This is a genomic window from Tenacibaculum sp. Ill, from assembly GCF_051938915.1.
Taxonomy (GTDB): domain Bacteria; phylum Bacteroidota; class Bacteroidia; order Flavobacteriales; family Flavobacteriaceae; genus Polaribacter; species Polaribacter larymnensis.
Genome location: NZ_JBPSCW010000002.1, coordinates 2,721,327 through 2,741,493 on the forward strand (window position 1 = coordinate 2,721,327; position 20,167 = coordinate 2,741,493).

General features: G+C 32.3%; 20 protein-coding genes and 1 pseudogene. 13 read left to right on the plus strand and 8 right to left on the minus strand.

The features are described 5' to 3' along the window. Positions 1-13: 13 nt before the first annotated feature. Positions 14-301, minus strand: coding sequence for a hypothetical protein (locus tag ACTPNM_RS12820; protein WP_099216293.1), 288 nt, complete (start codon positions 299-301; stop codon positions 14-16). An 866-nt stretch (positions 302-1,167) separates the two neighbouring features. Between ACTPNM_RS12820 and ACTPNM_RS12825 the strand changes: the two genes are divergently transcribed. Together ACTPNM_RS12825 and ACTPNM_RS12830 are read left to right on the plus strand one after the other, a co-directional pair. Then, a complete protein-coding gene (locus ACTPNM_RS12825) occupies positions 1,168-2,037 on the plus strand; it encodes a zinc-dependent peptidase (protein ID WP_440122198.1) in 870 nt (289 codons plus the stop codon). Between the two features lie 655 nt (positions 2,038-2,692). Continuing rightward, complete coding sequence (locus ACTPNM_RS12830) at positions 2,693-3,070, plus strand: DoxX family protein (RefSeq protein WP_440122199.1); 378 nt, start codon at positions 2,693-2,695, stop codon at positions 3,068-3,070. A gap of 299 nt (positions 3,071-3,369) precedes the next feature. Here ACTPNM_RS12830 and ACTPNM_RS12835 read toward each other — a convergent pair whose 3' ends face one another. Beyond that, positions 3,370-5,001, minus strand: a complete 1,632-nt coding sequence (locus ACTPNM_RS12835) for an ABC-F family ATP-binding cassette domain-containing protein (protein ID WP_440122201.1) — start codon at positions 4,999-5,001, stop codon at positions 3,370-3,372. 208 nt (positions 5,002-5,209) lie between these two features. Between ACTPNM_RS12835 and ACTPNM_RS12840 the strand changes: the two genes are divergently transcribed. The 7 genes from ACTPNM_RS12840 (at position 5,210) to ACTPNM_RS12870 (ending at position 10,419) form a co-directional block, all read left to right on the plus strand. Further along, positions 5,210-5,560 carry a hypothetical protein gene (locus ACTPNM_RS12840; RefSeq protein ID WP_440122202.1) on the plus strand — a complete coding sequence of 117 codons (351 nt, stop codon included), beginning with the start codon at positions 5,210-5,212 and terminating at the stop codon, positions 5,558-5,560. A gap of 38 nt (positions 5,561-5,598) precedes the next feature. Next, entirely contained in the window at positions 5,599-6,333 is a 735-nt protein-coding gene (locus ACTPNM_RS12845) for a YARHG domain-containing protein (protein WP_440122203.1), read from the plus strand. Between the two features lie 763 nt (positions 6,334-7,096). Beyond that, positions 7,097-8,344, plus strand: coding sequence for a hypothetical protein (locus ACTPNM_RS12850; protein WP_440122204.1), 1,248 nt, complete (start codon positions 7,097-7,099; stop codon positions 8,342-8,344). 247 nt (positions 8,345-8,591) lie between these two features. Next, on the plus strand, positions 8,592-8,993 hold the full coding sequence (locus ACTPNM_RS12855; RefSeq protein ID WP_440122205.1) for a hypothetical protein: 402 nt from the start codon (positions 8,592-8,594) through the stop codon (positions 8,991-8,993). A 179-nt stretch (positions 8,994-9,172) separates the two neighbouring features. Continuing rightward, positions 9,173-9,394 carry a hypothetical protein gene (locus tag ACTPNM_RS12860; protein ID WP_440122206.1) on the plus strand — a complete coding sequence of 74 codons (222 nt, stop codon included), beginning with the start codon at positions 9,173-9,175 and terminating at the stop codon, positions 9,392-9,394. Between the two features lie 2 nt (positions 9,395-9,396). After that, complete coding sequence (locus tag ACTPNM_RS12865) at positions 9,397-9,882, plus strand: GNAT family N-acetyltransferase (protein WP_440122208.1); 486 nt, start codon at positions 9,397-9,399, stop codon at positions 9,880-9,882. 222 nt (positions 9,883-10,104) lie between these two features. Continuing rightward, positions 10,105-10,419 carry a hypothetical protein gene (locus ACTPNM_RS12870; RefSeq protein WP_440122210.1) on the plus strand — a complete coding sequence of 105 codons (315 nt, stop codon included), beginning with the start codon at positions 10,105-10,107 and terminating at the stop codon, positions 10,417-10,419. A gap of 134 nt (positions 10,420-10,553) precedes the next feature. Here the strand turns inward: ACTPNM_RS12870 and ACTPNM_RS12875 are convergent. The 5 genes and pseudogenes from ACTPNM_RS12875 to holA all read right to left on the minus strand — a co-directional run. Then, a pseudogene (locus ACTPNM_RS12875) lies at positions 10,554-10,778 on the minus strand (DNA polymerase III subunit delta); the annotation flags it as partial. Positions 10,779-11,279: 501 nt separating this feature from the next. Continuing rightward, positions 11,280-11,924, minus strand: coding sequence for a hypothetical protein (locus tag ACTPNM_RS12880; protein ID WP_274641226.1), 645 nt, complete (start codon positions 11,922-11,924; stop codon positions 11,280-11,282). A gap of 83 nt (positions 11,925-12,007) precedes the next feature. Then, complete coding sequence (locus tag ACTPNM_RS12885; protein ID WP_440122212.1) at positions 12,008-12,622, minus strand: hypothetical protein; 615 nt, start codon at positions 12,620-12,622, stop codon at positions 12,008-12,010. Beyond that, positions 12,564-14,450 (minus strand): type VI secretion system tube protein TssD, encoded by a 1,887-nt coding sequence (gene tssD, locus ACTPNM_RS12890; protein WP_440122213.1) that lies wholly within the window; start codon positions 14,448-14,450, stop codon positions 12,564-12,566. Before tssD ends, ACTPNM_RS12885 begins: the two co-directional genes overlap by 59 nt. Positions 14,451-14,821: 371 nt before the next feature. Next, complete coding sequence (gene holA / locus ACTPNM_RS12895) at positions 14,822-15,823, minus strand: DNA polymerase III subunit delta (protein ID WP_440122214.1); 1,002 nt, start codon at positions 15,821-15,823, stop codon at positions 14,822-14,824. 352 nt (positions 15,824-16,175) lie between these two features. On the opposite strand from holA, the gene ACTPNM_RS12900 reads away from it, so the two are divergent. The 4 genes from ACTPNM_RS12900 to ACTPNM_RS12915 all read left to right on the plus strand — a co-directional run bounded on the left by ACTPNM_RS12900 (position 16,176) and on the right by ACTPNM_RS12915 (position 19,470). Then, a complete protein-coding gene (locus ACTPNM_RS12900) occupies positions 16,176-16,619 on the plus strand; it encodes a type I restriction enzyme HsdR N-terminal domain-containing protein (protein ID WP_440122215.1) in 444 nt (147 codons plus the stop codon). Positions 16,620-16,624: 5 nt separating this feature from the next. Beyond that, positions 16,625-17,173 carry a nucleotidyltransferase family protein gene (locus ACTPNM_RS12905; RefSeq protein ID WP_440122217.1) on the plus strand — a complete coding sequence of 183 codons (549 nt, stop codon included), beginning with the start codon at positions 16,625-16,627 and terminating at the stop codon, positions 17,171-17,173. 379 nt (positions 17,174-17,552) lie between these two features. Further along, positions 17,553-18,182, plus strand: a complete 630-nt coding sequence (locus ACTPNM_RS12910) for a hypothetical protein (RefSeq protein ID WP_440122218.1) — start codon at positions 17,553-17,555, stop codon at positions 18,180-18,182. A gap of 289 nt (positions 18,183-18,471) precedes the next feature. Further along, positions 18,472-19,470: a glycosyltransferase family 2 protein gene (locus tag ACTPNM_RS12915; protein ID WP_440122220.1), complete on the plus strand. Its 999-nt coding sequence runs from the start codon at positions 18,472-18,474 to the stop codon at positions 19,468-19,470. Here the strand turns inward: ACTPNM_RS12915 and ACTPNM_RS12920 are convergent. Continuing rightward, positions 19,462-20,130: a hypothetical protein gene (locus ACTPNM_RS12920; protein WP_099216507.1), complete on the minus strand. Its 669-nt coding sequence runs from the start codon at positions 20,128-20,130 to the stop codon at positions 19,462-19,464. The genes ACTPNM_RS12915 and ACTPNM_RS12920 overlap by 9 nt on opposite strands. Between the last annotated feature and the right edge of the window lie 37 nt (positions 20,131-20,167).

Consider the following 20,167-nt stretch of genomic DNA (forward strand, 5'->3'; position numbering starts at 1 on the left):
AGGTCTTTTTTATTTATGCAACTCTTACAATTCTTTCTAACGGAATAATGGTTGCCTGTTTTAGAATTACTGAAGTATCAGTAATACCCCAAACAGTAGTTTCTACTTTTTTTAAGCCATCCATATCCATAAAAAATATTTTTACCTTTTCTCTTTCTAAGTTTCCTAAAGATAGTGCTCGTTGTAAATCTAAAATACGATTTACCATTGCTTTCTTTTTGTTTAACACCTCTTCTTTTGGAAATTTCAAGAACTTGATTTGTTCTTTTGCTACAGTCTGAAAATTTAAGTTTGTAGTCATATATTGGGGAATTTAAGGTTACTAGTTAAATAGTATGTATAAATACAATACATTAATCTTGCTGCCAATGTATATATTTCAAACTTTATTTACAAATAATTAAATAAAACAACACAAATTTTAACATATATAAAAAATAACCTACTATCTTTTAACAAACACTCAGTAAAACAAATAAACAATTACAAAACACTCAAAACCAAAAACTTAAATACCATTACTAAAGAAGATTACTTCGTTTCCCTTACAATAACTATAAATAAAACGTCATTTGAACTAAAACAACGCGGAACGTGAGAGACCTCAATAATGAAAATTACTGACTTCATGAGATTCCTCTCATCCGTTCGGAATGACACTTAACCAACGTCATTACGAAGGAGGTTACGACTGAAGTAATCTTACTCTCGACTAATAGATTGCTTCGTTTCACTCGCAATGACGATAACCTAGACGTCATTGCAACAAAGCGATTTTATGAGCGACGAGAAATCTTAAGAACAGGAGTTCGTTACTCACCTCATGAGCTTCCTCCTATCGTCGGAATGACGTAAAGTTAATTGTAATAATAAAACCGAACGTCATAGCTAGGAAGCTCATTGAGCGAAGTCGAAATGAACAACGTGGCTATCTTTTTATCGGCACACAATAAACAGATTGTTTCGTTTCACTTGCAATGACGATAACCTTGACCTCATTTCGACAGAGCGATTTTATGAGCGACGAGAGATCTTAAGAATAGGAGTTAATTACTCACCTCATGAGATTTCTCCCTCTGGTCGAAATGACATCACAACAAAATGTCCCACTCTACCCTATTTTTATATATTTGAAAAAAATTACTACTAGTCACAACGCTATTTTAAATGACTTATCTATCTATAATTATACTCGTAGGTATTTTTCTTGTATTCAAAAAAAACACCTCAACCACTAAGTGGAAACAACCAACAACTCCATTCCCTGTTAAGTGGAAAGTTATTTTAACTAAAAAAGTTGCCTTTTACAACGCACTCACTCCTGATGAAAAAGAATTGTTCGAGTTTAAAGTTTTTGAATTCCTATTAAACCATGAGGTTATTGGCGTTGATGTTACGGTTACAATTACCGACAAATTACTGATCGCTTCTAGTGCTGTAATTCCTATTTTTAATTTTCCTGAATGGCGCTATCCTAACATCAAAGAAATTATTTTATATCCTGCTATGTTTAACGAGCATTTTGAAACCGAAGGAAACAACCGAAGAATTTTAGGAATGGTAGGTAACGGGTATTTAGAAGGAAAAATGATTTTATCTAAACCTGCTTTACATTTAGGTTTTGAAAATGAAACTGATAAAAAGAATACTGCCATCCATGAGTTTGTACATTTAATTGATAAACTAGATGGCAATATTGACGGAGTACCACATGTATTATTAGAAAAGCAATACAGTATTCCATGGGTAGACTTAATCAACAAAAAAATTGAAGAAATATACAACGATGCTTCCGATATCAATCCGTATGGTGGGACTAACAAAGCGGAGTTTTTCTCGGTTGCAAGCGAATACTTTTTTGAACGTCCGAAGTTATTAGCCAGAAAACATCCTGAGCTTTATGCGTTGCTAGAGCAAATCTTTAAACAAGATATGGACGACATGAACCTGCATTTAAAACGTTTGGATATTTCCAGAAACGATCCTTGTCCTTGTGATAGCGGTGTGAAATACAAGAAGTGTTGCGGAGTGAACTAGACCTTCTCCTCTACTCGTCATTTCGAAGGAGGTACGACTGAGAAATCTTAAGCATAAGAACTACTCTCCTCTTGAGATTCCTCACATCCGTTCGGAATGACATAAAATTAATCAGAATGACACTTACTGAACATCATAGTGAGGAGTCATAACGACGCGGCTATCTTTTCTTCAACTGACAGATTGCTTCACTTCGTTCGCAATGACAATAAACAAGACGTCATTACGAAGGAGGTACGACTGAAGTAATCTCTCCATCAACTAACAGATTGCTTCGTTCCACTAGCAATGACGAAACATTCTGTCATCTCGAACTGGAGCAATTCAGAACGTGAGAGATCTCAATAATAAGAGTTACTCACATTAATAAGATTTAGCTCCGCTGAACCTTACGGTTTCTCACATCTGGTCGAAATGACAATAAACAAGACATCATTACGAAGGAGGTACGACTGAAGTAATCTCTCCATCAACTAACAGATTACTTCGTTTCACTCGCAATGACAATAACTTAGACGTCATTTCGACAGAGCGATTTTATGAGCGACAAGAAATCTCAACAATGTAAGATACTCACTTTCATTTTGTTATCAATTTTATATTTTCATATATTTAAGCAACTAAAAAACAAATCACTAACCCCAAACTAACTACTATGAAACAAAAAATTCTATTTGTATTAAGTCTACTTTTCGGATTAATGTTTATCAATTCAGGATTAAACAAATTCTTAAACTACATGCCAATGCCTGAAGATTTACCCGAAAAGATGATGAGTGCTATGACAGCTATGATGGAAATTGGTTGGCTAATGCCCCTAGTAGGTATTGCTGAAATTTTAGGAGGTATTCTATTCATTATTCCAAAAACTAGAGCCTTAGGAGCTGTAGCTATTTTTCCTGTAATGATAGGAATTATGCTAACTAACATTTTTCAAGCTCCATCTGGACTTCCTATTGCTATAGCATTATTTGCTATTAATCTTTGGGTTATTTATGAAAACTGTGATGCTTATAAACCTATGGTAAAATAAGGACTATCGTCATTGCGAAGGAGGTTATAACTGAAGTAATCTCTCCGTCGACTAGCAGATTGCTTCGTTCTACTCACAATGACGAAACATTCTGTCATCTCGAACTGGAGCAACGCGGAACGTGAGAGATCTCAATAATAAGAGTTAATCACATTAATAAGATTTAGCTCCGCTGAACCTTACGGTTTCTCACATCTGGTCGAAATGACAATAAACAAGACGTCATTACGAAGGAGGTACGACTGAAGTAATCTATTCGTTGACTAGCAGATTGCTTCGTTCCACTCGCAATGACGTTTTTATAAATCTATCTCCTTTAACGCTTTGATGTTATTACGTTCTAAGAATGCATCAATCGTTTCAAAGTGTTCAATAACACGCTGGTCTTTAAATTCAAATACTTTTTGAGACAATCCTTGTAAGAAATCACGATCATGCGATACTAAAATCAACGTTCCGTCGAAGTGTAATAAGGCTTCTTTGATTACTTCTTTTGATTTTAAATCTAAGTGGTTTGTAGGCTCATCTAAAATCAACACGTTTACAGGCTCCAACAATAGTTTTACCATTGCTAAACGGGTTTTCTCTCCTCCAGAAAGTACTTTTACTTTCTTTTCTAAATCATCTCCCGAGAACATGAAACGTCCTAATATATTTTTGATTTGCGTTCGGATGTCTCCTTCAGCAACCTCATCTACGGTTTGGAAAATTGTTAATTCAGGATCTAACAACGAAGCTTGATTTTGTGCAAAATATCCTACTTTGGCATTGTGCCCTAAACCACATTCACCCTCAAAATCAATTTCTCCCATAATTGCTTTGATCATGGTTGATTTTCCTTCTCCGTTTCTTCCTACAAACGACACCTTTTCTCCACGAGCTATAGAGAAACTTGCGTCTTTAAATACGGTTAAGTCTCCGTATTGCTTCGTCAATCCTTCCACTTTTACAGGATAGTCTCCCGAACGTGGTGACGGTGGAAAACGTAGTTTTAAGGCTGAAGTATCTACCTCATCTATTTCTACAGGAACTAATTTTTCTAACATTCGTTCACGCGAGGCTACTTGATTCGTTTTTGAATAGGTTCCTTTAAAACGCTCGATAAACGCTTTGGTATCGGCAATAAATTTTTGTTGTTCTTGGTAAGCTTTTAACTGATGTGCACGACGTTCTTTACGCAACTCTAAATAGTGTGAGTAGTTGGCTTTGTAATCGTGAATGGTTCCCATCGTTACCTCAATGGTTCGGTTGGTAATGTTATCAATAAACGCTTTGTCGTGCGAAATTACTACTACCGCCTTGGCTTTGTTTAATAAGAAGTTTTCTAACCAAATTACCGATTCGATATCTACGTGGTTGGTAGGCTCATCTAACAAAATTAAGTCGGGTTTTTGCAGTAAGATTTTCGCCAGCTCTATACGCATACGCCAACCTCCACTAAACTCTGAAGTTGCTCTTTCAAAATCTTCTTGTTTAAATCCTAGCCCTTTTAAAGCTTTCTCTACTTCTGCTTCGTAGTTTATTTCTTCTAACGCGTAGTACTTCTCCCCTAAATCTGATACGCGCTCGATGATTTTCATATAATCATCCGATTCGTAATCGGTACGGGTTTCTAATTGTTTGTTGAGGTCGTCCATTTCAGCTTTCATAGCAAAAATAGATGCAAATGCTTTGGACGCTTCTTCTTTTACCGTGCAGTTGTCTTCCATTAACAAATGCTGAGGTAAGTAAGCGATTACGGTATCTTTCGGACTACGAACGCCTCCTTTAGTAGGTTTAGAAACTCCTGCTATAATTTTCATCATGGTGGATTTTCCTGCACCATTTTTACCCATTAAGGCAATTTTATCGTTTTCGTTTATTACAAACGAAACGTCACTAAACAAGTTGTTACCACTAAACTCAACCGTTAATTGATCTACCGTAATCATACAAATAATTTTAAGCGGCGAAATTAGCAAAAATGGTGTATAAGTTTGTGAAAAACTTTGTTTTAGGTAACCTGTTGATTTTGCTATATTTGAATGAACATAAAAATTGCTAAAACTTCATTATATCCCGTACTAATGTTAATATTCAAGGTAAAAGAAACTAAGGTTGGTATATAACTGGTTGGCGAAAATTTAAAAGCAGCAAAAAATGAGTAATAAACACGAACTAAACGCCCATTTTGAACGAAATGAAAAAATGTGGCAAATTTGGGAAGAAAACGGAATAGATTCTCAGACTGAATTAGTTGTGAATTTTCACTTCTACTCTACATGTAAAGAAAATACCGAACTTCTTTCTAAAGTATTATCAGACGAGAGTATACCTCATAGAATTGAGAAAACCAGAACTCTGATTTTCCTAAAAGGTTGGAATATTGAGGCTGACATAAAAAAGAAGTGGACTTTAACAGAATTACAAGGTAAAACAGGAAATATGTTTATTCTTGCCAAACAAACAGGAGTTTCTTTAGAAGGATGTGGGGCATTTATACCTGAATAAGCGAAAATAAACTACCATCAACACCTTATATAAAAAACATGAAAATAGTAACTATTATATTAATTCTGTTTTTTTCAATTACAACAGCTAAAGCACAAGTTTTTGGAACTCAAGCTATGATAGAAGAAGAGAATATAGCATTAAGAACTTGGGAAGAAGAAAATCTTAAAAACTATTCAGGTGTATATTCTTTTGGAGAATCAGAAGCAGAATCTTCTTTACATTTATCTATTTCTAATGATATGGTTTGTGTTCAGTTAGAAAAAGGAAATTGGATGATTAAAAATTCAAAAATAGTTGGTTGGTTTAAATCATATGAAAATTTCACCAATGTAAAAATAAGAGGGAACCATTTTTATTCAGACCAATCCAATGGCGAATTTGTGTTTTTTGAGATTGGTAATAAGAAATATAAAGGATTAAAATTAGTTAATCCACCTATACAAACAGGAGAGGAAGGAGACTATGAAATAGGAAGCTATTCCAAGTTCTATGAAATAGGAAACTATTTTAATACCAAAACCACAGTTATAAGCCTTGATTATCTAAACAAAATGAATAAAGAAGAACTTAAAATTATGCGAAATGAAATTTTTGCTAGATATCATTATGAGTTTAAGACAAAAAAAATGTCAGGGTATTTCAATAAACAAAAATGGTATTCAGGATATTATCAAAATGTAGATTCTTTTTTGACTGAAATAGAAAAAGAAAATATAAAAAGAATCCTAAATGCTGAGAATATAAAAACCAACAACAATAATTCTAAGTAAGTTGTATGCATTCATAGTCGAAACTATTAATGTAAAATCTTAAACAGTAATTCTTTTAAAACATCACATGATTTTGATTCACTCAAATCCTTTTTTTGTAACAATTAATCAATCTATCCAGATTACAAAAATATTTTAAGCGGTAGTAAGATTATCAAAAACCATGGATAAACTTATTAAACGTTTCACTTAGACACTTTATTGATTTTACTATATTTGAAACAAAAATTGCTAACACTTCTGCTTATTATACCATTAAAGGAATGTAATAGTAATTTTATTACGTATAAAAACTTTTTGCACTTAATAAATTAAACTATGATAGAAAAGAAAGAGAGTAATTTACATGACATAAGGGTATTGATAGTAGGCATAATAGTATGTCTATTTTTCTTATTTAATGCTATAAGTGGATTTGGAAGGAGAGATATGGTATTTGGTTTTGTTCTTCTACTTGCCAATATATTTGCTAACTCTTCTCTTTCTTTCTTATTTAAGAAGAGTATTTTTTTAAAATCTTTCTTTGCTACCAGTTTTATACTACACTCAATTGTTCTAATTGATGTAATTTTTTCAGATTCATCCCCATTGATTAATAGAATAGTTGTATTTCTTGTACTCGAATCTATTGTCTTTGGTCTTTTCTTTTTTTTCTTTAAAAAAATAAATAGGAAGATAAAAAACAGTCAAAAAGCTATACACAATAATTTTCATAAATAATTATAGTCATCTTATTATAACCTATATTAATACTAATACAAGAATGAAATTTTATTTACAATTAGTACTACTTTTATCTAGTACCCTTTTTGTTTTTAGTTGTAAAAAACGTGCTACGGAAAGCAAGATTGAATTAACAGAATTATCTAAGGATTCAGTTATAAAGAAAAAAGAAACATCTAAACATTTTGAATACAAATATGTTATTGCTCCCTCTGGATTGAATTATAGGGATTTTCCAAATGGAAATATTTTAGGCAAATTTTCTTGGAGAGAAAAAGTTGAATATCTTTTTGATACTGAGCAAACACAAAAAATAATTGACAATTATGAAGAGGTAAAAGGAACTTGGGTTGCAGTAAAACACGAAAAAGATACTGTTTTTATTTTTAGTCATTATGTATCAAATAGCGAACCTTCCTTTTCAAATATAAAATTATATTATGCTGATGCTTATTCTAAATTAAAGCTTAAACCATCTAATAAATTAGATATACGACAAGCTTTTGTTAATGTTTCTGAGAGCTTTAATATGCCCGAAAATTTTATCCATGAAAAAGATTTACTAAAAGACACTATACATTTTAATAAAAAGCAGCGAATTGAATTCCTTAAAAGAATGAATTATTCTGAAAAGGATACTATTTTTATTTATAACATTGCCTCTGGATTGGTTAAAAAGCACCTCGTTAAAAAAACACCTTTAATTGCTTGTATTAGTTTATACTCACAAATAGAAGAAGAATATAAAGAAGAAAATTATAACCAATGGGATTATCAAATTGGTTTTAATTTAGGTAAATCAAATCATGATGGATTTGCTATAATTGGAAAAGAAAATCCTTTTATTGAGAAAGGATTGAAACCACTTGTCTTTAAAGAAATGAGTTTAGAAATGATTAATAACAACATCAAAAACAAATTAATTTCTAAAAGTTGGATAAATGATACAGTTTACAAAAAGTACACCTCTAAATATGAAAACATACGTTCTTTTGTTAAAATGAAAAATGGGTATAATAACTGGTCTGATTTAATATTCAAAAATTTTGATACAAAAGATTCTTATCATATTTATCAATCAGAAGGGGAATCTAGCAGTAAAGCCCCTCTTGAAATAAAAGAAGAAAAACCACAGTATAATGAAAGCCATCAATATATAGGACGGTTGTTTAAAAACAAACCACCTGTAACTTTTGGGTTTATATGGGAATCTTTTGGATGCCCTCAAATTCACTTTTTAGATAAGGATGAGTTACCTATATTAATTTTATGTGATAATAGACATTAGAAAAATCGAATACGCAACAGTGAACTAACCTAAAAATCCTTTAGTTTTTCAAACTTTGTTCTAGATACTCTTTACAAACCATAAAAGGCTAGTAATGTTTCCAATACAACATAGAATTTTGTTCGTTTCTTTATATATACGGCTGCTAACTCACACTACAACTAACAAAATTCTACTTTTAAGTATTGGTTGATAGCTTTTTCTTGACCTTTTTTAATGCTTACACCGAGTGCTTTTATGAAGTCTGTTGGGATTTGAGGCTACGGCTAGCAATGCTGTCAGCTTTTTTACGAGTGTTATTAATTTATCTATTATCTTAGTATTAGCACCCCATGCCGTGGTGTCTTCGGAGTATGCCGTGATATCAGCAACCCATGCCGCGGTGTCTTCGGAGTACGCCGTGATATCAGCGCCCCATGCCGCGGTGTCTTCGGAGTATGCCGTGATATCAGCGACCCATGCCGCGGTGTCTTCGGAGTACGCCGTGATATCAGCGACCCGTGCCGTGGTGTCAACGGAGCTTGCCGTGATATTAGCGACCCGTGCCGTAGTGTCTTCGGAGCACGCCGTGATATCAGCGACCCATGCCGCGGTGTCAACGGAGCACGCCTTGATATCAGCGACCCGTGCAAGCTTTTATGATAGCTAAAACAACTTTTATTACTTAAGTAATTGAGCTTATGGGATTCCGTAAGAATATGTATCTGTTTTTTTTTAGGTTCGTAAAAAGTATAAACAATCATAAGCCTACCAAAATGGTTATATAACAATGTATTATACATCTATATAAACAAGTTGTAGCCAATTTAACAAAACGAGAAACTTAATATGAAAACCACAACCGAATTAATGAAAATCGCATCTGTAGGAGGAAATCTAATAATAGATGGCGGAAAAAAAACAACCACAGAAATTATGAAAATTGTATCAATCGCAAATTCAAATAATGGAAAAATAACAGTAAAAAATGCTTCTAAAAAAACTACAACTGAATTAATGAAAATTGCAAGTGTTGGAGCTGGAATTGTAACTTTTGATTTAGTTGATTAAATATGATTTTGGAATTTAAAATAGTTTTCAAAAAAAACATTGAGGATTCAGATAGAAAAATATTTGCTGACTTACTGAAAAAACAGAATAAAGTAAAAGGTGATTTGCAAACAAAAGCTGATAGATGCAAATTAATATGTATAGTTTCCAAAGACAAACAACCAATAGCTATTGGAGGAATTAAGCCAAAAACGAGAACTGATTTTGATTTAAACAAAGCTAACCTTCCATATATTGAAAAAGAGTTTGATTGGGAACTTGGTTATCTTTATACAGAGTCTGATTATTCTGGAAGTGGAATTGCAGGATTTCTAGTAAAAACCCTAATACGTGAATATGGAACAGGTAATTTAATGGCTTCAACCGAAACTAAACAAAATCCAGCAATGGTTAGAATATTAGAGAAAAACGGATTTAAGCAATATGGAAAACCTTGGAAAAGTGAAATTCACGAAAATTATCTAGGATTATTTTTAAAATTCGAATAAAAACTGGTTACAACACCGTATAAAATTAATTGCTTGGTACAAGCCTACTTACGAAAATCCTCGCGGATTTTCTATTTGTTTTGTATTTACTAAATTAGGTGCATAAATCACGCAACTAATCTTACACAAACACGTTGTGCATAATGTAAATACAAACTAAATCAAAATGATTAAATAGTATATGAAATTGAAAATAAGCACAGATAAAAAAGATAATAATTTATGATAAAGTATTTCATACTTGATGACAAGAAAAAGTCAAAAGAAGTCTCTAAAAAAGAACACTTGATATGGAAAAAAAACAACTCATCATCATATAACAGAGAATTTGAAAGAAATGACGGAACAAAGAAAATAAGTTTGACATTCAGAGGAATTAAAAAGTCGAATAAGGAAATTGAACTATTTTCTGTGCGTTCTACCTTCATGAGTTATGATGGAGAAATCGTTACTGACTTTAGACACAGTTATACTTCTTTAAAAGACGCCATTGAACATTACGAAAATGAACTTTCAATAAACGGTGATAAAGAATAATAAAAGCACCCACTACAATCTTTATAAGTAATTGCTGGTTCTCGCCTACTTCTGAAAATCCTCATTGATTTTCAGCTTGGTATGTACTTGCAAAGTTAAGTGCTAACCCATGCAACTACTCATAGCAGAGACCGTTAATGCAAAATCTTAAATAGTAACTCTTTTAAAATATCGGCATGGGTTTGGTTGGCTCCTACTCCTTTGCTTTTTACATCGGCATCACGTAATAAAGCAATAATTTGTGATACTTTACGCATAGGGTAGTTACGGGCAGCTTTTACGTAGTCGTCTACAAAATAAGGATTTACTCCTAAGTTTTTAGCTACCGAAGCTTTCGATTTGTCTTTTAATCCGTGGTATTAAAATTCATATATAGAAAAACGATTACTTATTCTGTTAATAAACTTTTTAAGAGTACTGTGAATTAACAGGTAAGAAAAAACTAAAATAACAGGATATATAACGACTTCCATCCCTAAATATAAGTGGTCGTATTTATCATACTCTGAATTGTGATTATACCAACCGAAAAAATTAAATATAGTATAGCTAAATTCATGATTGTAAGTATAATTACGATCAAAGTAATAAAATAACCTCATAAGTATTATACTTAAAACACCTACCAAACCAACATAAACTACCACCTTTTTCCATTTAGAAAAAGATAGTACCATGAAAGAAACAAAAAGAAGGACTAATAAAGGTGTAAAAATTGCCATTCCATTATCTGAACTTATAATTTTTTTATTTTGAAGAGCTTTAGAACAATTAATAATATTAATTATTAGTATTGTGGAATAAATACTGGCTATGATAGATGAAATTATATTCGCACTATTTTTTTTCATAATACTTGATTACCACTTTACAGGTATTTTAATACGTTCGTGCTTACTTTCTATTGATGTAATGGTTTGAGGTTCTCCTGTACTAGGATCGACAACTGTCATTTTTTCTTCTCTGCTGCCATGTCTTAGAAAAAATCTAGTAAAAATAGTGTCATTACTAGTTAGCATTTTAAATAGTTCTTGATTGTTTTTCTTGAAATCAACAATACTTATATGTATAGTATCTTTGTTTTTCTTTTTATCTAGTAATGGTCTTAATAATTGTTGAGTAACAGTACTTGTATCTATAATGTAATTGACATAATAGGTGTAATTAAGACTTTTCTTACCAAATATTATTTTTCTATTATAATTTCCAGCAGACTTTAGAGAGCCTCCTTCTACCGAATATAAATACATTTGAGGGCGGCTATAAGAAGATTTATAGTTTGATTCATATGTTATTCTACTTAAGTTTAAGTTGACATAAGATGTGTTTTTTAATTCAATTTGATTAGGTAACTTAATATAAGCTACCTCTTCTATTTCTGACTTGTAAGTCCCAAAAATTACAGGAAAATTGACTGATTGAGATTGTTTTACTACAAGATCTTTTTTAGGGTTGGCACAAGTAAATGTTGTTAAGATTATAAATAAGTAAATAGTTAACTTCATTAATTAATTTTAATAGGGACTTTAATTCTTTTTGTAGATAGTTTACTTTTTTTATCCTCGTTGTTAAAGCTTAAAAAACTCTGTTACCATTTTGCAGGAACAGTAACATACTCTCCTAACTTTCCATTATCTAAAAACTGAATTGAAATACTATCTCCTTTTGTTAACTTTTCAAATAATGTTGCATGTTTTTTCTTAAACTCTAAAACTGATTTTATACGGAAGGTATCTAAGTTATTTTTCAACATTTTTAATATGTAAGGTTTTAACTCTTTTTGAGTGACCTCAGATGAGTCTATTTGATATCGTGAATAGATTATATATTTATTAGTTAAAAAAGGTGATATACTCATTATTTGATTGTTTTCTATTTCAACTAATTCTTCAGCATCATTATAGATAAATAAATCTTCTCCAATACCCTTTTTATTAAGGAAATAATTATAATTAATGGTAACAAAAGATAGTTTTGAAGATGAACTGTTTTTTATTTTAATACCAAAAGGAATGTCTATTCTATAAACTTTTTTATGGGGTTTACTCATCATCACAATAACTGGACTTGAGGGTTTAAAACTTGAAACTTTTTTATTACTTGAACAAGCAATAAATATTAAAGTAACAAAGACATATTTCCCTCTATTTATCAATAAATATAGACTCGATAACGTAATCAAATCTTCCTTTTTCTTCTCCATAAACAGCTTTATGCAATATTTGTACATTTTTTGTACTAAACTTTTGTTCACTTTCATAATCGTTTAATTTTTTTAAGGTTCTAAATTTTCCTAATAACAATGCTGATAAAGTTTTATTTGAAACAGCTATTAAATCATACTCTGTTTCATAAACATGTAGAAATGTTCTTAAAGCATCTAATCCTTTTGTTTTTGCTCTTTCAAGTTTTTCTTGCATTATTTGGTCAACCATAGCTTCTTGCTTCTCATGTTCAACTAATGCTACATATCCTAAAAACTCAAGCCATAAACTAATACCTACTATGGGAGTTTTGGGTAAAAAACGTTTTAACAAAAAATCAGGTACGTTTAAAGGTGTATCCGTTATTTCTTCTAAGCTCATCATAGAGAAATCAACCAAACTAAATATTTTACTAAATGCTTCAGATGCGTCTTCTGCACTCATTAGTGGTCTTATACGTAATGTATTTAGTATTTCTACATTAGTACCATTAGTTGCAAAATAATGTGCTTGGTTAGCTGCTGATTTTACAACACCGTTATTAAAACGTCTACCTCTTTTTACAATTACTTCTTTGTTAAATACTTCTTCGGTGTATTGATAAATTTTTCTAGACTTAGTATGTATTTTACCATTTGTGTCTACCATATTACCTTTGGCTAATTTCGCCAATGCAATGGTAGTTACTCTACTTTCAATAGCATTATTATAACCTGCTACAGCACTACTTACAAGTTTTTCAGCTTTCTTTTTAATTTTCTTTTTAATTTTTGATTTAGCAATGCCCTCAACTTCATCAGTTGTAGCACCTTTAAGTTCTGCCAAAAATAAAGGGCTTCCATCATTAGCAATAAGTTGTGGTAATTTACCCCCTGCAATAGAAGGTTTAAAAAACAGTGTTCGATCGGAAAAAGCTACATTAAGATAAAGATTTTCTCTATTCGGTAAATTTTTAGTTATTTTTTTATAAGTAACTCTCCAATAAAGTTCAATATCGTAAGCTCTATCTTCTACAAGATTTTGTTCCCATTTTTGGTTAAGAAAAAGTTCAATAGTCGCCTTATTATTTTTTACAATAGCTTTTTTATGAATTTCTTTCTTATCGAATTCATCATCGTCAGGGTTTAAATAGTCATCTGAAAAAAACTTATCTAAATCATATAATTTACAGTCTATTTCCTCACCATCCTTTATATTCTTAGTTTCTATATGAAAATAAACTGTGTCTCCTAATTTTGCTTTTTTTAGGTTTAATCTGTCATTTTTATTTTTAGTCCACCATCCACTAATTATTTGAGGTTTTTTTTCTGATTTATTAGTTTCTTTCGCTTTATAAGGAGTTTCTTTTATAGGCGGTATAAAACTTTCTTGCCAGTGTTTTATATAACGAGTAGGACTTTTTCTTCTCCAGTCTGTACTATTATTAAAAAAACGATAGTCTTGCATCGCAGGTGAAATGGTTAACGTAACATACATACCTTTTTGGTTGTCAAAAGCTTCGTAATAATTTACAAGTACACCATCTTGAAAGTTGTATTGAAATAGTTCTATTCCATCAAACTCATCTTTGTAAAAGACTATTTTACCATCTCTTAATAAGTATAAATTAGCGGGATATTCAACTTTTGGATTTTCGGTTCTATCTGCTTTAATCCACTCTGCAAAAGAGTCGTCATACATTTGTGATTCAAAAGTTACTGAGATAGTTCCTCCCATTAAGGCAGAAGTAGGTTTACCGTTCCAATCAGTAAGTCTGTTGTAATTTAAGTTAGCAGTAAGCAATTCTCGTTCCTCACCACATACAAAAAGCTTTGCTTTTATGTTCATAGATTTTTTTTAGGGTGGTACAATTTTTTGAGTTAAAGATATAAAATATCTCCAAAATCATACAATTAGTGTATTGATTTTTAAGCTTTTTACCGTAAAACACTGTCTTTTAAGAACAACCAACTTTGTTTGTACGCAACTTGTACTTATACATACAATTTTATGTGCTTAAAAAGCGACAAAGTAGTACGTATTTTTTTATCTCCTTATTCGAGTAGTTGTCTATTTGATACCTTTAATTATGAAAAAAGAGAGTAGGTAACTTAATTTGATTGCCACATTATTAGAATTTTGTTTGTAAAATATCGTTTTACTACATTTTTACTCGTAGTTCTTTACTTCTTTAATGATAAGGTTTGTACACAATACTATTAATGCAAAATCTTAAACAGTAATTCTTTTAAAATATCTACATGGGTTTGGTTGGCTCCTACTCCTTTGCTTTTTACATCGGCATCACGTAATAAGGCTATAATTTGTGATACTTTTCGCATCGGGTAGTTACGGGCAGCATTTACATAGTCGTCCACAAAATAAGGGTTTACTCCTAAGTTTTTAGCTACCGAAGCTTTCGATTTGTCTTTTAATCCGTGGTACATTAATAACTGTGTAAAGAAGCTATTTAGTAAAGAAATGGTCATTACCAATGGATTGTTCTTTGGGTTTTGTGCAAAATAATTGATAATTCTGTTCGCTTTCACCACATCTCGCTGTCCTACAGCTTTACGCAACTCAAAATTGTTAAAGTCTTTAGAAATACCAATGTTTTCCTCAATATGCTTATCGGTAATAATGGTTTGTGCAGGCAATACTGAGGTTAGTTTATCTAATTCGTTGCTAATCTTACTCAGATCGGTTCCTAAAAACTCCACCAACATTTGTGCAGCTTTCGGTTCAATATTAAACTTTTTTCCGCCCAACACCTGACGTATCCAATCGGCTACTTGATTATCATACAGTTTTTTACTTTCATAAATGAGTCCGCTTTTTGCTATGGCTTTGTAGGCCTTTTTACGTTTATCGAGCTTTTTGTATTTGTAGTTAAACACCAATACGGTACTCGGTTGCGGATTGGCAGCATATGACTCTATTTTATCAATCGAACGACTTAAATCTTGGGCTTCTTTAACAATAATCACCTGCTTTTCTGCCATCATCGGAAAACGTTTTGCCGACGACACAATTTCCTCTATCGACACATCTCGACCGTACATAACTACTTGATTGAATCCTTTTTCAGATTCATCTAACACATTATCTTCAATATAATCTGAGATTTTATCGATGTAATACGGTTCTTCTCCCATTAAAAAATAAATGGGTTTGATGTTGCCTCCTTTTATATCGGATATGATAGATTTAATTTCGTTCATGTGTCTTTCTTCTGCCTTCTTTTGGTGTTATTGTTATTAAAATGTTGTAGCTAAGTATTCATTCCTTAATAACACTCTTAGTCATTTCGACGGAGCGATTTTATGAGCGACGAGAAACCGTAAGGTTCAGCGAAGCTAAATCTTAACAATAAGAGTAACACACCTCTTGAGATTCCTCCTCCTTCGTCGTTCGGAATGACAATTACTATAATGTCATTTCGAAGGAGGTTACAACTGAGAAATCTTAAACAAGGGAGTTACTCCGCTGAATGAGATTTCTACCTCTGGTCAAAATGACGGCTTCTCCTTCTTCTCCGTTAGAAATAACTTATAATTTTCTTACTTTTGGGTTATGCAAAAGCTCAACCTTCCTAGCTATACATTCAAGCTCAAAAGTAACGAAAATAAGACGCTTATTTTTGATAATTTGAGAAAAAAATATATGGTATTAACTCCTGAAGAATGGGTACGTCAGCATTTTGTTCAGTGGTTAATTCAAGAAAAAAACTATCCTGTTTCGCTTATTGCTATTGAAAAACAATTGGTTATCAACAACCTTAAAAAGCGTACAGATATTGTGATTTTTTCTTCAGACGGACATCCGAATATTATTGTAGAATGTAAGGCTCCGCATATAAAAATAACGCAAGATACCTTTGATCAAATTGCACGTTATAACTTAAAACTCAATGCCGATTACCTCATCGTTACCAACGGACTGCAACACTTTTTTTGTATGCTCGATAAAGAGAAGGAAACCTATGTCTTTTTAAGAGATATCCCTGAGTACCAATAAGCTTTATGAAAACAGATTTTACTACTGAGCTGGTAACTATTATTAAGAGCGATACTTGGGTGCTTAGTATTCTTGAAGCTGTTCGTAGCCTACACCTACCCGACTGTTGGATTGGTGCTGGTTTTGTTAGAAATAAAGTTTGGGATTATAAACACAATAATAAAAGAACTTCTTTAAACGATATTGATGTTATTTATTTTAATGAAAACGACATTACTAAGACTCGTGAATTAGCTCTTGAAAAACAGCTCAAAACTATTAATCCCACTGTGAATTGGTCGGTAAAAAATCAAGCAAGGATGCATCTTCGAAACGGTCATTCTCCTTATAAAAATTGTTACGAAGCCATTTCTTATTGGCCCGAAACAGCTACTGCCATTGCTGTTCAGTTAAATACAAATAATCAAATAGAGTTTATTGCTCCGCATGGCCTAGACGATTTATTTAACCTTGTGGTTAAACCTACTCCTAATTTTGATTTGATAACGTATCGTAATAGGGTTACAAACAAAGGATGGAAAGATACTTGGGATAAGTTGATTATTGAAAGGTAAGAGGTACGCTCCTCATTAGATTTAGCTTCGCTGAACCTTACGGTTTCTCCCCTACGGTCGGGATGACGGAAATGTGAAACGTCATAACGAGGAGTGACAACAACGTAGCTATCCCATTCTCTACAAGTTCCTCTCGCAATGACGATCGCTATAACGTCATCTCGAAGGAGGTTACGACTGAGAAATCTTAAGTTTGGAAGTTACTCTCCTTATAAATCCCTCTCTTATACTCTCAATGACGCTAATTTCTTTAATGACTCTCAACATATATTTAAACACAAAAAATTATGCACTTATAACATTTGTTTATCTTTTTTACTATCAAATTCTTAAATTCACATAACAAAACAACTTTATACCAAACTTTAAAATTGACTTTATGAGTAACTCTATTAAATTAAACTTTGTAAACAAATCAAATGATGCGAATAATAGTGATGTTGTAATTTTTCAAAAGAATGTTGCGAGCAATTTTGATGAACGTCATATTGCATGGAAAGTGATTAAAAATCCAAGTCACGGGGAAAGCCACCCTATTAATTACTCTACTAACTTTCAAGTTGCTGCTGCTGATTCTTACGGAAACTACACACCCAAATTAGCCGCTTATGATGGAAGTGCTTTTGAAATGGTTGAAAGAGCATCTGGATACACCTTACAACCATCCCAACACTTCGCTTCTAACATAGATGAAGTAGAAGTACGAAACAACCTAACACGAAGTGCTATTGATGCTAATTGTTATAAGGATGGTAAGCTATTAGCTATAAAAACTAATCTTGCACCAGGTCAAAAAGCTGTTTTTAAATTCAATCCTAAACTTTATATAGGTGTTGCTTCTGAAATTGTAGAAGGAGAAATTCTTAATTCTGCTATTATTTCAAAAATAAACACGGAAATAAATTTATTTGAGGTTCAAAGCGCTGATATTGTAATGACTGGCGGAGGTTCTGAGCCTTTTAATTTTAGTTTAGAGAATGTAACATATATACCTGTAGAGTTAGAATAGAAGTTATGCTGTTTAATGAATTCCTCCTCCTTTGTCGTTCGGAATGACGGAAATGTGAAACGTCATAGCGAGGAGTGACAACGACGTAGCTATCTCACTCTCAACAAACAGATTGCTTCGTTCCTCTCGCAATGACGATTACTATAATGTCATTTCGAACTGGAGTGTAACGGAAGGAGAAATCTTAAACATAAAAATTACTCTCCTTATGGGATTCCTCCTCGTACCTCGTTCGGAATGACGAGAGGTTTTTAATGTAATTTCATTTTTAAACTGTAAATTTGCCGTCTTGAAAACAGCTATCGTCATATTAAACTGGAATGGGAAAAAATTGCTTGAGCAGTTTTTACCTTCTGTCGTGAATTTTAGTTCTGAAGAAGCGGAAGTATATGTCGCTGACAATGCTTCTACGGATGATTCCATTGAATTTATTAAGCTGTATTTTCCTACTGTTAAGATTGTAAAAAATACCGAAAACGGTGGTTATGCAAAAGGTTACAACGACGCATTACAACATATTGATGCTAATGTATATTGTTTGGTAAATTCTGATATTGAAGTTACCAAGAATTGGTTAACTCCTATTATTGATACTTTTAAGAAAGAAGCTAACACTGCGATTATTCAACCAAAGATTTTAGATTTTAAAGATAAATCGAAGTTTGAATATGCTGGTGCTGGTGGAGGCTTTATTGATGCTTTCGGATACCCATATTGTCGCGGTCGTTTGTTTAGCGATTTGGAAACAGATAACGGACAGTTTAACGATACTTCTGAAATTTTTTGGGCATCGGGAGCTTGCTTTTTTATTCGTTCAGAAGTTTTTCATCAACTCAACGGTTTTGATGAAGACTTTTTTGCACATCAAGAAGAAATTGATTTGTGCTGGCGTGCTAAAAACAGTGGACACACTATAAAGTATGTGGGAGCATCAACTGTATATCATGTAGGTGGTGCTACATTAGATACGTTGAACCCTAGAAAAACATTTTTAAATTTTAGGAATAGTTTACTCAACTTGGTTAAAAACTTACCTTCTACAAAATTGTTTCCAATTATTTTTTCTCGTTTGGTCTTAGACGGATTGGCAAGCCTTAAATTTTTATTGGAAGGAAAACCTAACCATTTGTTTGCTATTTTAAAAGCTCATTTTAGTTTTTATGCGCATCTTCCTAAGTTCATAAAAAAGAGAAAAGAATCTCCTAAAAAATCAAACTACTACGAGCACAAGTCTGTAGTTTGGCAGTATTACGCTAAAGAAAGAAAAAAGTTTACTGAACTACGTTAATTCTTGTTCATCTTTATAGATATAATATAGCAGAAAGAAAACTGCTATTCCACCGAAAGTATGCCATAACCAGTGCGTTCCCATAGGTAGTAACTCTACTTTATTATCCAATGTTCTAAATAGCAACGCTATTCCAAATACCATTCCTCCATACATTATATACTTTACGTTTTTCCAATGTGTTTTGTAAGCATACCAAATTAACGGAGTTATTACTGCAAATGCTGTTACTGCATATCCAAACGATGTTCTATACCCTGAAGGTATTGGTAAAAACCTTGGTAAAATAGATACTAAAAGTATAGCTACAATTATTGCTAATCGTTGCCACCATTTCTTTTTAATTTTTCCTATGAAGTAAATAATAGCTCCTAAACATACAATCATAATAGGAACCCAATCTAACAACAACCAAAATTCATGACTCCTTGTGCCATGAAACATGGTGCCTCCTATCCAACTGATAAATATTACTGGAATGGCAAACAGAAAAAATGGGTATTGTTTAGGGTTTTGATAAATTCTTCTTCCGAAGTAAATCAGTAGTACTATAAAAATTAAGTTACTAAAGGTATTGAAAGGTTCAACAGGCAATCTGCCTGCTATGGTTTCTTGATATATTGGTCCGCTGTCGTTAGGGAATCTATCCAGTAAAAACATATATCCTTTTTCTATTCTGTACTAAGATAGGAATTGT

Excerpts from the sequence above, each read along its gene's own strand:
- ACTPNM_RS12820 (WP_099216293.1), bottom strand. The coding sequence starts at position 301 with ATGACTACAAACTTAAATTTTCAGACTGTAGCAAAAGAACAAATCAAG.
- ACTPNM_RS12825 (WP_440122198.1), top strand. The coding sequence starts at position 1,168 with ATGACTTATCTATCTATAATTATACTCGTAGGTATTTTTCTTGTATTC.
- ACTPNM_RS12830 (WP_440122199.1), top strand. The coding sequence starts at position 2,693 with ATGAAACAAAAAATTCTATTTGTATTAAGTCTACTTTTCGGATTAATG.
- ACTPNM_RS12835 (WP_440122201.1), bottom strand. The coding sequence starts at position 5,001 with ATGATTACGGTAGATCAATTAACGGTTGAGTTTAGTGGTAACAACTTG.
- ACTPNM_RS12840 (WP_440122202.1), top strand. The coding sequence starts at position 5,210 with ATGAGTAATAAACACGAACTAAACGCCCATTTTGAACGAAATGAAAAA.
- ACTPNM_RS12845 (WP_440122203.1), top strand. The coding sequence starts at position 5,599 with ATGAAAATAGTAACTATTATATTAATTCTGTTTTTTTCAATTACAACA.
- ACTPNM_RS12850 (WP_440122204.1), top strand. The coding sequence starts at position 7,097 with ATGAAATTTTATTTACAATTAGTACTACTTTTATCTAGTACCCTTTTT.
- ACTPNM_RS12860 (WP_440122206.1), top strand. The coding sequence starts at position 9,173 with ATGAAAACCACAACCGAATTAATGAAAATCGCATCTGTAGGAGGAAAT.
- ACTPNM_RS12865 (WP_440122208.1), top strand. The coding sequence starts at position 9,397 with ATGATTTTGGAATTTAAAATAGTTTTCAAAAAAAACATTGAGGATTCA.
- ACTPNM_RS12870 (WP_440122210.1), top strand. The coding sequence starts at position 10,105 with ATGATAAAGTATTTCATACTTGATGACAAGAAAAAGTCAAAAGAAGTC.
- ACTPNM_RS12880 (WP_274641226.1), bottom strand. The coding sequence starts at position 11,924 with ATGAAGTTAACTATTTACTTATTTATAATCTTAACAACATTTACTTGT.
- ACTPNM_RS12885 (WP_440122212.1), bottom strand. The coding sequence starts at position 12,622 with ATGGAGAAGAAAAAGGAAGATTTGATTACGTTATCGAGTCTATATTTA.
- tssD (WP_440122213.1), bottom strand. The coding sequence starts at position 14,450 with ATGAACATAAAAGCAAAGCTTTTTGTATGTGGTGAGGAACGAGAATTG.
- holA (WP_440122214.1), bottom strand. The coding sequence starts at position 15,823 with ATGAACGAAATTAAATCTATCATATCCGATATAAAAGGAGGCAACATC.
- ACTPNM_RS12900 (WP_440122215.1), top strand. The coding sequence starts at position 16,176 with ATGCAAAAGCTCAACCTTCCTAGCTATACATTCAAGCTCAAAAGTAAC.
- ACTPNM_RS12905 (WP_440122217.1), top strand. The coding sequence starts at position 16,625 with ATGAAAACAGATTTTACTACTGAGCTGGTAACTATTATTAAGAGCGAT.
- ACTPNM_RS12910 (WP_440122218.1), top strand. The coding sequence starts at position 17,553 with ATGAGTAACTCTATTAAATTAAACTTTGTAAACAAATCAAATGATGCG.
- ACTPNM_RS12920 (WP_099216507.1), bottom strand. The coding sequence starts at position 20,130 with ATGTTTTTACTGGATAGATTCCCTAACGACAGCGGACCAATATATCAA.